Annotated in this window: 8 protein-coding genes and 3 pseudogenes; 7 read left to right on the top strand and 4 right to left on the bottom strand. The window is 64.6% G+C overall.

Annotation, left to right across the window (positions count from 1 at the left end):
• The first annotated feature begins 7 nt into the window (after nucleotides 1-7).
• The 4 genes from RKE29_RS03860 (at nucleotide 8) to RKE29_RS03845 (ending at nucleotide 3,316) form a co-directional block, all read left to right on the top strand.
• On the top strand, nucleotides 8-142 hold the full coding sequence (locus RKE29_RS03860; RefSeq protein WP_312003578.1) for an albusnodin family lasso peptide: 135 nt from the start codon (nucleotides 8-10) through the stop codon (nucleotides 140-142).
• 61 nt (nucleotides 143-203) lie between these two features.
• Nucleotides 204-2,033, top strand: a complete 1,830-nt coding sequence (locus RKE29_RS03855; protein WP_312003577.1) for an albusnodin/ikarugamycin family macrolactam cyclase — start codon at nucleotides 204-206, stop codon at nucleotides 2,031-2,033.
• The gene (locus RKE29_RS03850; protein ID WP_312003576.1) at nucleotides 2,026-2,754 is read left to right on the top strand and encodes a lasso peptide biosynthesis B2 protein; all 729 of its coding nucleotides are present in this window, start codon (nucleotides 2,026-2,028) and stop codon (nucleotides 2,752-2,754) included. Before RKE29_RS03855 ends, RKE29_RS03850 begins: the two co-directional genes overlap by 8 nt.
• A complete protein-coding gene (locus tag RKE29_RS03845) occupies nucleotides 2,723-3,316 on the top strand; it encodes a GNAT family protein (RefSeq protein WP_312003575.1) in 594 nt (197 codons plus the stop codon). Before RKE29_RS03850 ends, RKE29_RS03845 begins: the two co-directional genes overlap by 32 nt.
• 409 nt (nucleotides 3,317-3,725) lie before the next feature.
• On the opposite strand, the gene RKE29_RS03840 is transcribed toward RKE29_RS03845, so the two are convergent.
• The 4 genes and pseudogenes from RKE29_RS03840 to RKE29_RS03825 all read right to left on the bottom strand — a co-directional run bounded on the left by RKE29_RS03840 (nucleotide 3,726) and on the right by RKE29_RS03825 (nucleotide 10,002).
• Nucleotides 3,726-7,511, bottom strand: coding sequence for a hypothetical protein (locus tag RKE29_RS03840; protein ID WP_312003574.1), 3,786 nt, complete (start codon nucleotides 7,509-7,511; stop codon nucleotides 3,726-3,728).
• Between the two features lie 1,396 nt (nucleotides 7,512-8,907).
• Nucleotides 8,908-9,333, bottom strand: a pseudogene (locus RKE29_RS03835) (tyrosine-type recombinase/integrase); the annotation flags it as partial.
• A gap of 261 nt (nucleotides 9,334-9,594) precedes the next feature.
• Nucleotides 9,595-9,753 (bottom strand): annotated as a pseudogene (locus tag RKE29_RS03830) (helix-turn-helix transcriptional regulator); the annotation flags it as partial.
• 87 nt (nucleotides 9,754-9,840) lie between these two features.
• Nucleotides 9,841-10,002 carry a hypothetical protein gene (locus RKE29_RS03825; RefSeq protein ID WP_312003611.1) on the bottom strand — a complete coding sequence of 54 codons (162 nt, stop codon included), beginning with the start codon at nucleotides 10,000-10,002 and terminating at the stop codon, nucleotides 9,841-9,843.
• Between RKE29_RS03825 and RKE29_RS03820 the strand changes: the two are divergent.
• The 3 genes and pseudogenes from RKE29_RS03820 to RKE29_RS03810 all read left to right on the top strand — a co-directional run.
• Nucleotides 9,992-10,461 (top strand): annotated as a pseudogene (locus RKE29_RS03820) (alpha/beta hydrolase); the annotation flags it as partial. The gene RKE29_RS03825 and the pseudogene RKE29_RS03820 overlap by 11 nt on opposite strands.
• Before the next feature lie 90 nt (nucleotides 10,462-10,551).
• On the top strand, nucleotides 10,552-11,001 hold the full coding sequence (locus tag RKE29_RS03815; protein ID WP_312003573.1) for a hypothetical protein: 450 nt from the start codon (nucleotides 10,552-10,554) through the stop codon (nucleotides 10,999-11,001).
• A 16-nt stretch (nucleotides 11,002-11,017) separates the two neighbouring features.
• The gene (locus RKE29_RS03810; protein ID WP_312003572.1) at nucleotides 11,018-11,764 is read left to right on the top strand and encodes a hypothetical protein; all 747 of its coding nucleotides are present in this window, start codon (nucleotides 11,018-11,020) and stop codon (nucleotides 11,762-11,764) included.
• Nucleotides 11,765-12,337: the final 573 nt, after the last annotated feature.

Genomic DNA, 12,337 nt, shown 5'->3' with positions numbered 1-12,337 from the left:
GATCGCCATGAGCGACCTGCCGAACGCCGACACCACCACCGAGGACCAGCTGCTGCCCGTCGAGCTCGGCGACGCGGCCGTTCTCACCGAGGGACAGGGCAGCGGCCGGAGCGAGGACAAGCGCCGCGCCTACAACTGCTGAACCGGCCGGTGTGGTGCGGCCCCGACAGCGGGGCCGCACCACTCCCCCGTACAGCCCTTCCTTGGAGGAACAAGTGATCTTCGGTGGTTTCAGCTCCTGCGGCCCCTGGCCCAGGCCGAAGGGCGCGGCCCCCATCGCCTCCGGGCTGGCGGCCTGGACGCTCGGGGACGGTCCCGTTCGTGGGGTGGCCTCCCGGGACGGTCGGCGACGCGTCCTGATTCTGGGCTGGTGCGGTGCCAGTGACGTCGAGACGCGCCACCTGGCTGACAGGGTGCTGCCGGACGACATCGCCTGGCGGTGGCCGGGCGCGTACGCGGTCGTCGAGGAGACCGAGGACGCCGTGGCGGTGCACACCGACCCGGCTTCCGCCCGGCCCGTCTACGTCAGCGCCTACGAGAGCGGATGGGCGTGGTGCAGCTCTGCCCGGTTCCTGGCTTCGCTCACCGAGGCCGACCTGAACACCGGCCGGATCGCCTGCTCGGTCTTACTTCCCTCGGTGCCCACGCTGGCCGGAACGGGCACATTCTTCACCGGGGTTGAGCAACTGCCTCCCGGCAGTCGGACCACGCTGCCCAGCGACGGCAGCAGCCCGCGTCAGACCACTTTGTGGCGGCCGGACCCGGACCCGGCCCGGCCGCCCTTCCTGCGACTTCGCGACGCCCTGACCGACGCGGTAGCCCTGAGAGCCGCAGCAGATCCCGACCTGTCGTGTGACGTGTCCGGCGGGCTGGACTCGACCTCCGTCGCGGTCCTGGCCGCGAACGCCCTCTCTCAGTCCCACCGTCTCGACGCCGTCACCATCCACCCCGAGGGCGACACCTTCGGCGCGGACCTCCGGTACGCCTTCCTGACCGCGGACGCCTACTCCGGGTGCGTCACGCACCATCTGCTGCCGATGACCACCGAGCACCTGCCTTACACCCGCATCACGTCCGTTCCGGCCACCGACGAACCGGCTCCCTCCACGCTGACCCAGGCCCGGCTGACCGGCCAGCTCCAGTGGATGCGATCGCAGCTCGGGGCGCGTACCCACCTGACCGGTGACGGCGGTGACAGCGTCCTCTTCCAACCGCCCGCCCACCTCGCCGACTTGATCAGGCACCGCCGCTGGCGGCGGGCGGCGGGCGAGGCGTTCGGCTGGGCCAGGCTCCGCCACCAGGCGGTACTGCCCATCCTGCGCGACTCGGTCAGGATGTCCAGGACCAGCCGCCACCGAGCCCTGGCCGACCTCGCGCGCAGCATCGGCGATCCCGGTCGCGACGACCACGGGAAGGTCCGCTGGTTCCCGCTCCTGCCGTTCCCCGCCTGGGCCGAGCCGGCAGCCCGTACCCTCCTGGCCGAGGCGGCGGAGAAGGCCACCGCCGCGCCGGACGCACTACCGAGACTGGACGCCTCGGTACGGGTCCTCGTAGACGAGATCCGCGAAATCGCCCGCACCGCCGTGGCCGATGCCCAGCTCGCCGAAGCCTCCGGCATCGACCTCCACAACCCGTTCCTCGATCCCCCGGTCGTCGACGCCGTGCTGCGAACCCCACTCGACCAGCGCCCGCCCGTGCACACCTACAAGCCCCTGCTCGTCCAAGCCATGTCCGGCCTCCTGCCACCGGCCGTCGCCGCCCGCACGACCAAAGGCAGCTTCGACGCCGACCACTACGCCGGCCTGCGCGCCAACCTGCCCGCCCTCATGACCCTCACCGACGGCCACCTGGCCGACCTCGGCTTGATCAACCCGGCCCGCTTCCGGCAGGCCCTTCGGGAGGCCGCCGCAGGCATTCCCATGCCGCTGGCCGCCATCGAGCAAGCCCTGACCGTGGAAGCCTGGCTCACCGCACACCACCGCAGCCCTGCCCCAGCCTGGACCAGCGCACCCGTAGCGAGCACGCATGGCTGACCTGCCTCGCTTCGCCACCGCTCCCAGCCACGTACGGGCGCTCGACTTCGAGCACGTCCTGGCCCTGGTCGATTACCGCGCCGGCCGCGTCCAGTGCCTCCTGCCCGCAGCCGCCGCCTTCTGGCACCAGGCAGCCGCCACCGGACGCCTCGACACCATGCCGTCTGCCCTCGGCGCCCGGCTTCTCACCGCCGGCCTCCTCACCCCGACGCCTGCGCCCGCGCCCTGGTCACCCCCCGTCAAGGCCAGGGCCGCCGCCGCGAGCTGGGGCAGCGCGGAGCATCCCGCCGGCACAACCCGGCCCGACTCCACCCTCACTCTCGCCGCGAGCGCCGCCCTCGCCGCGGTACTCGCCATCAAGCGGGCAGGCAGCTCACGCACCGCCCTCCTCCGCATCACGTCAGCCCTGAGAACCGCCGCGTCAACCGCTCGTCGTCCCGCTACCCTCCACCAGGCGAACGCCGCGGTACTCGCCGTCCGACGCGCCGGGTGGCACTCACCAGCACGGACCGCCTGTCTGGAGGAGTCCGCCGCCGCCGTGCTGCTTCTGGCCACCCGCCGCCTGGCCGTCACGTGGTGCCACGGCGTCGCTCCCGATCCCGTCCGCCTGCACGCCTGGGTGCAGACTGAGGACGGCACACCGGCCGCCGAGCCACCCTCGACCCTCGCCTACACTCCAGCCCTCACCATTGGAGCCCGCCATCAGCACCGACAGCTCTGACCCGATTCTGTGGATCGGCACCGACACTTGCGCGCTCGGCCCTTACCGCGCCGACCTCGTCGAGACGTACTGGCGCTGGGAACAGGACCCGGCTCTCCTCGTCGGTTACGGCCGCCAGCAGCCCGAATCCCTGGAGTCCCGCACCGAGGGCATGGCCCACCAACTCCGGGGCGACAACATCCGCTTCACCATCTACGACCTCAGCGCCGGCGAGCCCGTCCCCGCCGGTGTCGCCACCCTCCTGCCCGACGAGTCCGTCCGCACCGCCGAGTACGTGATCATGCTCGCCCCCGAAGCACGCGGACGCGGCCTCGGCACCCAGGCAACCCGGCTCGTCCTCGACTACGCGTTCCACATCACCAACCTGCGGATGGTCTGGCTGAAGGTCCTCGCCCCCAACAAGGCCGGCGTCCGCGCCTACGAGAAGGCCGGTTTCCGGCCCGTCGGCGCCCTCCGCCAGGCCGGATACTGGCTCGGCCAGGTCTGCGACGAGGTCATCATGGACGCCCTCGCCACCGACTTCGCCGGGCCGTCGGCCATTGCGCCGCTGATGTCCAGGTAGCTACAAGGCTACGGGCCATGGCTAGGCTTGGATGCTAGGTGTCGGTAGAACGGTTACCGTTCGTCTCTTGCCGTGATCAATGGCGAGCCAGCCGTCCCTATACCCATACGAGCAAGGACGCGACACGCAGCAATGCGCGAGGCCCGAGCCCGCTCTCAGATTTTCACTTCAGGCGGGTACGGATCAGCGACTAAAAGTCCTTCGGCTCCATCTACTCACGCAGTAAATGGGTAGTCTGCAACTTCGTATTCCTATCCCACAGACGAGCCATGTGCCACGGCGCCTCCCCTTCTTCACCCCAGCAAGCGGCTTTCTAGCGACATCTGGCGCATATGACTTCCCATACAAGCGCCCGTTGGATACCGCCGGTCAAGCTAATCGACAGCCATACCATCACAGGACCGGCATTTTAATTGCCGATAATCTTGAACCACTGACCTACTCTGGCGGTTTCCTCCATGGAGGGTAGGTTTTTCATGACACTCAAACTCAACCTCTCCTCCGCCGAGGCGAGCAAAAGCATCGGGTACCGAAGTGGATCCGAAACAATTTGCGAAGCTTGCCCATCAGTCATTCGCCGCCCGAATCCGAGACGGTAAACTCCATCTGAATAGATGAGGCCACTTCTCGCCTGGTTGTAAAGTTGCCCAACCTTCAGGAGCTCCTGCTCTCCGAATTTTCGCACGCTCATCAATTTGAGCTCACGACTAAGCCTGAACGCCGTATCGATTTCGCGATGGCGATCACAGATGGGGAGATCTCGCACTTTTTCATACAAGTCGCGCACGACCATTTCGCCCATCCTCGGCTCAAAGGAAGAGGCCAGGCATGGACAGTCTGCTATACCCAAATCTTCTACATCGCCAACGGCCAGCTTGAGGATCGGCGAAACTTTACCGCTCGGACGCTTCTGCGAGTACGAATCAGCGAATCGGATAACCCTGTGAACCACCCATGGCTCCGTCCGCTCCCATTCTCGTCGAAATATTGGCTGCAGTTCGGCCATTATGGAGGCGGGGGCCAGACATAGGAAAGCTGTCATCAAAGCCGCCCTATCCCACAAGGGAACGTCCCGATGGAATTGCGATCTCCAATATCCACGGTCGTCCCGAAGTTTCCAAGCCGTTGATGCCCGAAGAGTCAATGAAGCGCTTTGATCACAGAAATCCACTAGCTCTTTACCTTGGCGTCCGAAACCAGAGTAAAAAGCTAGCCTCCAAGCTGCCCAGCCTTCGCCTATGTGCTTCCTCACCAACTCGGCTCGATCGCCGAGCTCTTTGGGACCGTGCCGTTCATAGACAGGAGGTGAACTGCCAGCACCCAAAAGTACTCTGAGTTCACTTATACGCTCATCGACCTCTGCCGAGACACCAAGAAGAACAGGTACTTCAGCTTTAAGATTGTACCAGCGCGGATCATAGTGGCTTGCAGCAACACTACGGTTCAGGGCTTCAGCAAAGCGACCTTCTGCAGTATCTGGCGCAGATAGGGTCACGTGGCCTTCTGCCAAAGCGCCAAGATACCGCTCCATATTCCGAGGGTTCAGGCACGCTACGTCGAAGCGCCCAGCCTCGACACCCCTGCCCCACGCCATACGATTTTCGGTAGCCGTGTTCAGCAATGGTTCCACAATATCCGTTGACAGACCTGACAACGAGTGGGAGGCAACTCCACGGCGCAGCCATTCCTCTACTTCTCGAGGCTCACTCGGCATTTCCTCTAGCCACCAGGCACAACGGTCTGCGGGTTGGTCTTGAGTAGCAATGAATCGGGCCATATCGTACATGACCTCATCAGCGCTGCAATGCCGCAAGACACTCCTCGCACTATCGATCAGAGCAGACAGCCCGGCTTCTCGAGGAATGATGAGACTAGGGGACCCATCGGAGCGCCGGGAGATCGCCGCCTTATACTGCAAGAGTCGGAGGCTCAGTGCGTCTGTGAGTTGGCGCACGAGTTGCTTTGTGTCTCGTCGAGAGGCTGCCGTTACATAATCACCCAGCAGCCTACTAATCAGCGCCCTAGGATGATGCAGGTACTCGTAGCTTGGATCGCTACACAGGTCTTCCAGTCGACGAGAAAGGTCTGCGAGCTCCCCCTTGTCATACCAACCACAGAAGAATCTCGCGACGTTCATCCAGTACGGGTTGCGTATCAGTGCTTCGAGGCGGTCAGGGCGAGAACCATAAACCTCAACGGCATTACTGTAGTGTGGGGCTGTCTTATACAGATGCCGAGCCGCGAAGAATTCTCTGAGGGGCTGAACTTCAAACTCGAAGCGACCCTCAATTCGTTCAACTAGGACAAATACACGCTGAACTCCATGAAAAAGCTGGTCGACGAGATCTACTGGCCCCTCTTCTCGCTCGAAATATTCTCGCATCAAAATCTTAAGGTCAGCCAGAGCGATGTCCCCTGAGCTGCCGCCAGTGTCCACCTCTGCCCGCGAGTGCAGGATCCATCCGAGGTATCCGTGCAATTCTAGTAGCGGCTCTCTATACTGTCGAACTACGAGGTTCTTATCGGCCTCCCTATCCATGAAGGTTGTCATGTAAGCTTCATAAAGAGCGGTGCGCTTGTCTGGAAGCGACCACCCTTTTACGTAAACGAGCCATAGCAGGATGGCCAATTGCATGGGATTGCGCGCGAGGTCGGCAACGTGGGGTTGAGACAAGCAACCGCGAAGGACCTCTGAGAATTCTCGCGCCTCCTGATGCGATATTCTTTTCCTTTTGATCCAGGAAGCCGTGTAGCCGTCGATCAAGTTAGCGGACAAATCTTCAAGGGTCAGATACAGAAATTCGCTATGCGAGAAGACAGGAGACTTGGAGAATGCGGAGGGTCGACTTGTTACTAGGACCTGCAGATCTGCCCCAATAGTACTGAGTCTTTTGGTGAAAGACTCAGCAATCTTGACGATTTCTGACCGTACATCGATGTCTACTACCTCGTCGAGGCCGTCCAACATGAGAATGGTAGGCGTTGCAGAAATAATCGAGGTTAGGTCGTTAGGAGAAAATTCGAGGCCGCCAGTTGAATAGCTGATGTGTGCGGCAAGATACGCCTCGATGGACTTCACCCTCTTTTCTTCTGGGACTGACCAGGGAGTTCCTCCTTGTAGCCAAGAGGAAAAATGACGCAGCTCGATACGTAGCGGCAAGCGCAGTGGCGCAGACTGAAGATACTCAGGCATCACAGAGAGGTCTTCAGTTCGCCCCAGAATGAGAGCTCGATTAACCTGACCCAAAAACTGCGTCAGTGTAGACTTCCCTTGGCCGGGTACTCCCTCGATGACAATTCGCTTAAAATTTTCAGAGAAGACCTGACTTTGAATTAATTCTGCAGCACCGGGCCCTGTATGACGGTCGGTTTGCGGAGCTACACTCAGTCCTGCGTCGCGCGACCGCTGGGTAGCCGCGCGATTCCTCATGACCTGAGAAAAGGAGTGACGAAGTGCGTCTTCTCGGCTTTGTGTGAATGCTTGAGGGTGTACGTCAACGGCGACATCGACAAAGAACTCGAGGACCGGCATATCCAGATCTGCTTGTTTGAAGCGGAGTGATTCCTCTTCTTGGTACCGGTCTGCTAGGTAGAGCATGAGGGCGGTAACCGCGTTGTTCCGTGCAGCGGTCCGAATACCGTGGGAACCGATCTTATTCTCATTGAATATTTGCTGGAAGTAGGCGCGCACGGAATCAGGTCCACGAAAGAGCATGAACTTAAAGACTAGATCAGAATTTCGGTCGAGCCTGGCGTCGATATCGTCTCGCCACCAAAACGTGGTGGGCAATTTTAGGTGTTCCTCGGCCCATTTCTGAACACGATCACGTAGGCCAACGCCAAGATGCCCTGAGGCGCTGACGTTCGAGACGAAGATAAACTCTCTAGCTCCTCGTGAAGCGAGAACAGCGATCTTTTCGGCTTCCTTTTTGAGATGGCCCAGAACCCATTCATACAGGTCGTTAGCAGTGGGCATGCCATGAGGAGTGGGCTCGCGAAATTTGACTTGGTAAACGATCCCGTCTACTAGAGATTCATGGCCCGCAAGGTGCCGCATGACTACTGCGTCGCGCCCGCCGTCAGGACCAGAGGTAGGGAAGCACTGGACGCGCGGATGGTCTGCAGTAACGAGACTTTGCACCAGCCTTTGGAATCGTCGTCCATCCAGTTGCTCGTAGGGGTAAGTCTCGCTCACGCCTGTGCCACCTCCCGGCTCGACTCGCTGACAGCAGTTTGCACCAAGGCCGGGCATCTGCGCAGGCGCTTGGGCGGACGCGCCGTTGAAGCGCACCACCCTCACCTGGCCAGTTCCTGGAGCCTCGGAACCCTGAAGATCGGCATCAATCGCTATGGCCCATCGTGCTCGTGACAGCAGCGGGATGCTCCTATGCTGGATGCAGGCACGTTCGTGACCGTACCAACTCTGTTCCGAGCCGACCTCCAGGTGCTTATACACGGTACGCGAAAGAGAGATGTCATGGCCAGTGCTCACCATCATAAATACGCAAATCAGAACGTGTCCGGTGAAAGCCATAGTCTCACCCTCCAAGACCGTGTGCTCAGGCTCGCAAGTCTTGCCCAGGGGAACCATGATTTGGTTGCATGATGGCCAGCATGAATGCTTGATCACGGGCTTTCGGAGTTTTCCCACTGGTAGACCATCCGCACTATCCGAGGTGCCGCCACCGCGGCTCACGCCTCGCCGGTATGACCCCCATGCTCCGGAGGGTAGCGTTGTAGATGTTGATCAAGTGAATGGCATGGTCATGGCATAGCTCGCAGGGGCCTGTCGGACGAGCGGCTTGTTCTCACTTCGGTGGTGACGGTTGAGTGGTCGGTCGGGCGAGGGGATTGCGGCGGAGGCGCAGACATCGGCTTGGGCGGCTGTGCCTGGGCTGCGGGGCACTGTACGAGGCGGGTGCATGGTTACCAATGGCTCGGAGCGACCGATGTGCCGGTGAACAGCCGCCGCGCGGTGCTCCGAGTACCGCTGCGGCGCCTGGTGCGCGGGGCGCGCGTTGCTACGCACCTTCCGGGAACAGGTTCCCGGCATGCTGGAGCGCCACAAGCCGCGCACACCTCGCCGTCGCAAGGTCGACGGCTGCCTGATGATACTCGGGGATGCGGTGATGCTTCAGAAAGGCGCCGGAGACACACGGGCATCTCTGCGCGGCTCAGGGCTCGTTGGAGGAGCCAGAGCGTAGTTGCAGTTCCAGTTGCGTTCACCTGCGTTCAGCCCCGTCCGAAGCTCGTGGCCAAGGCGGCTCCGCCCCAAGTCAGGACCCCGGCGACCGTTCCCGGACACCACCGCGAACAGTTGGAAAGCGTGTTGGGGGCAACCCCTCACGAGTTCGAATCTCGTATCCTCCGCACCCTGCCTGACCAGGGCAAACGACGGCCCGGACCGCCTGAGCGGCCCGGGTCATCGTCGTCCCGTGGTCTCAGTCCTGGTCTCAGTTACCGTTCAGGCCGCGCCTTCGCCCAGGGCCTCGGGCCCGGCTGCCGCAGCCCACAGCAGTCCGTCGGCCTTCTCGGCGACGTTGTGCAGCATCGGGTCGGTGACGTACTGGTAGCGCTTGGTGGTCTCCCGCCTGGAGACCCAGCGCCTCGCCCTGCTGCAGGCCGAGGGCGAGAGCGAAGACCCAGCGGGCGGAGTTGCGCCGCCTGCCCGCCGCCAGGAGGAGCGCCTGGACCTCCTCGACGCTGAAGGGCTCGACCTCCTCCTCGTCCAGCCTCGGAGCCTTGGCGATCTTGGCCACGTTGACGGTGAGGTGCCCCCGGCGGACCGCCTCGCCAAGGGCCACGCGGAGGGTGCGGTGGGCCTGGTGGGCGGTACCGGCCGCACTGCCGGTGTCCTGCATCTTCCGGTAGAAGCGCTCCAGGTGCTCCGGGCGCAGCTTCTCCAGCCGGTGTGCGCCGAGGCCGGGGATGAGGTGAACACGGACGGCGACCTCGTAGCCGGAGAGGGTGTTCTCGCTGACGCCCAGAGGCGCGATGTCCTGAACCCAATAGGTCAGCACACGTCGAAAGGGCGGTCCACGACCGCGGCCGCCGGGCGAGCCGACGGGGACCGCGGACTCTGACAACTCGCTTTCCTGCCTGACCGGGGCGGGACGCGGGCCGGACCGTCCCAAAATGAACCAGGGCCTTCGTGATCTATCTCTTCCGTTACGGCGCCGCAGCCAGTAGGGCCCGTACGCCGTGAGCAGGAGGGAGTCAGCGGCACTGCCAATCGGCACATGCGGTACGGTTTGGCGAGTGGGCTCCGCCATCGTCGTCTACCGGCTCACCGGCAGGTCGGTGCGGCGCCTGACGCCGAGTTTGCGGTATACGCGAGTCAGGTGCTGCTCGACGGTGCTGACCGTGATATAGGGCCGATCCGCGATTTCCCGGTTGCTGTGGCCGACGGAGGCGAGCATTGCGACCCGGCGTTCGGCTGCCAGCCCGGCTACCTCCCCAACCGATGGACAAACGCTGTCCACTCTCAGGGTCTGGCGCAAGTTCTGTGAGCCGGTCGCCCAAGGTCACGCGAGGAGAACGCGTTTCCGGAGGAGCAGGAATCCGGCGCGTCCGAACATCTGCCGTTTGAGCATGATCCGGTTGACTGCTCCTTCGACCGGGCCGGAGTTCCAGTCGGTGGTCAGTCCGGCGGTCACCGCGTCGAAGTCGCTGTTTGAGCGGGTCATCAACGCCGACCCCGACGCCTGGTACCGGGCCGCCCCCGAGGAGATGGGCGCCGAGGCGTACGAGGACTACCGGCACGCGATCCGCGACGGGCCACCGTGCACGCCATGTGCGAGGACTACCGGGCCGGCCTCGGAGTCGACCGGGAGCACGACGAGGCCGACCAGCGGGCCGCGCACCGCGTCGGCTGCCCGCTCCAGGTGCTGTGGGCCACCCGCGACGACATGGTCGACCTGTACGGCGACGTGCTGGCCGTATGCCGCGACTGGGCGGGCGGCACGCTCACCGGGGGCCCGGTCGACTCCGGCCACCACATCGCCGAGGAGGCCCCCGAGGCCCTCGTCACCGCCCTGCGCGCCTTCTGGCACGGCCCCGCCGCGCATGGGCCCGCCGGTCACGGCCCCGCCGCACGGGGTCCCGCCGCCCTCGACGGCGGACGATCCGGCGCGACCCCGCCGTGACCGAGCCGCCGGCCTCCCGGGGAGGACCTTCCGGATGAATCGGGTGGCTGCCTGCGGAGCTCGGCGCTCACCCCGCCCTACGGTACTGCCATGGTGCTTGTCAGCGGTGACAGCGGTGACAGCGGCGGTGGCAGTAGTCACCGCCGCTGTCAGGACAGCGCTGCCGGGGAAAGCGGCAAGGGCCGCTGCGGCAGCCCCTCTGACGCCGACGCCCGCGTCGACGACGTAGGGGCCGCGGTGTGGGGCGCCCGCCGGCGGATGGCCGCCGCGGACGCCGTGCGCTCCCCGACCGGTTTCCCCGACATCCAGGGCGACGCCGGAAGCGCCCCGCGGCCTCGCCGGGCGGCCCGAGTGCTGCGGTACTTCACTCGGCACCTGCGGGCCGAGGTGTCCGCCGACCCCAGCCGGCACAGCCTGCGCAGGAGATTCAGGCAGGACCTCGCGTCCCTGAAACGTGCCGCTTGGCCGGCCGTCATCGGCTGCTTCGCGCTGGGCACGCTGGTGGCCCTGGCGTTCGTCGTTCCGCTGACCCTGAGCTGACGGGGCGCGAGGGGCCATGGGCGACTGGTGGTACCGCAACATCGTCGAGCCGGGGAAGCTGCCGCTGCTGCTGGCGCTGGTGGCGTTCATGGTGACCTTCGCCATGACCCGGTTCGTCACGCGGATGATCCGGGCCGGCCGCGGGCCCTTTCACGACGTCACGTCAAGCGGCGGCCACCACGTCCACCATATGGTGCCCGGCGTGGTGCTGATGTGCGTCGGCGGCTTCGGCGGGGTCGCGCTGGGCGGGCGCGGATGGGCCGCGTCGGTGACGGCGGTGGTGTTCGGCATCGGCGCCGGCCTGGTGCTCGACGAGTTCGCGCTGATCCTGTACCTGCAGGACGTCTACTGGTCCGAGCAGGGCCGCAAGAGCGTGGAGATCGTGGTGGTGACGGTCGCGATGCTGACCGTGCTGCTGGTCGGCTTCTCGCCGCTGGGGGTCAACGACGTGGGTACCGGCGAGCGCACCGGCCGCGCCGACCTGATCACCACTGCGATCGGCAACTTCGTCCTGGTCCTGATCTGCCTGCTCAAGGGCAAGCGCATGGTCGCCGTCTTCGGGGTGCTGGTGCCGTTCCTGGCGCTGGTGGGCGCGCTGCGGCTGGCCCGGCCCGGCTCGCCGTGGGCCGGCCGCCTCTACCGGCGCCGCCCCGGGGCCGCGGCCCGCGCCGAGCGCCGCTTCCTGCGCCACGAGGCCCGCTGGGGCGCCCTGCGCCGCAAGGCGGGCAACGTGCTGGGCGGCGCCCCGAGCGACCAGTGCTGACCCCCGCCCGGGCTCGGCGTGCGCCGGGACACCGGTCTCGTACGGGAGCTGCCGCGGGCCACCCGCGCCGCCTCGAACCCGCACACGGGAGGGCCGTAGGTGTAGGTCCTCTGGCTTTGTTCGCGAGTTCCGGTTCTGGCTCAACTTCTGTGACGCGGCCACTCTCCGTCACGCCAATAGGACGCGTTTGCGAAGAAGTTGGAACCCTGCTCGGCCGAACATCTGTCGCTTGAGCATCTTGATCCGGTTGACATGACCTTCGACCGCGCCCGAGCGGAATGTCAGCCCAACCGCCGAGCCGACGGGTCATTTTCGGGCGACTTCGCGTACGGCTCGAAGAGGTCCGGCTGTCACTCAGAGTGGCCGCGTCACAGAAGTTGAGCCAGAACCCACTCTCACACGGGCAGAGCCAGCCGTCAGCCTGTGGGCCGTGGTCTCAGTTCTGGTCTCATTCACCCCCGTCCAGAGGCGTTCAGAAGTCCCGCGCAGGTCGCTCCCGCTCCAGGTCAGGACGCGCGCGGACTGACCTGGACAGCGGCGTGGAGACTTGGAAAGCGTGTTGGGGGCAACCCC

The sequence above is a fragment of the Streptomyces sp. B1866 genome (assembly GCF_031932565.1).
Taxonomy (GTDB): domain Bacteria; phylum Actinomycetota; class Actinomycetes; order Streptomycetales; family Streptomycetaceae; genus Streptomyces.
Note: the sequence above shows the minus strand (reverse complement) of the source record. Positions and strands in the feature narration are given on the sequence as shown.

Coding starts and splice junctions, on each gene's coding strand:
- RKE29_RS03810 (WP_312003572.1), top strand. CDS start 11,018: ATGGGCGACTGGTGGTACCGCAACATCGTCGAGCCGGGGAAGCTGCCG.
- RKE29_RS03815 (WP_312003573.1), top strand. CDS start 10,552: ATGGTGCTTGTCAGCGGTGACAGCGGTGACAGCGGCGGTGGCAGTAGT.
- RKE29_RS03850 (WP_312003576.1), top strand. CDS start 2,026: ATGGCTGACCTGCCTCGCTTCGCCACCGCTCCCAGCCACGTACGGGCG.
- RKE29_RS03860 (WP_312003578.1), top strand. CDS start 8: ATGAGCGACCTGCCGAACGCCGACACCACCACCGAGGACCAGCTGCTG.
- RKE29_RS03825 (WP_312003611.1), bottom strand. CDS start 10,002: ATGACCCGCTCAAACAGCGACTTCGACGCGGTGACCGCCGGACTGACC.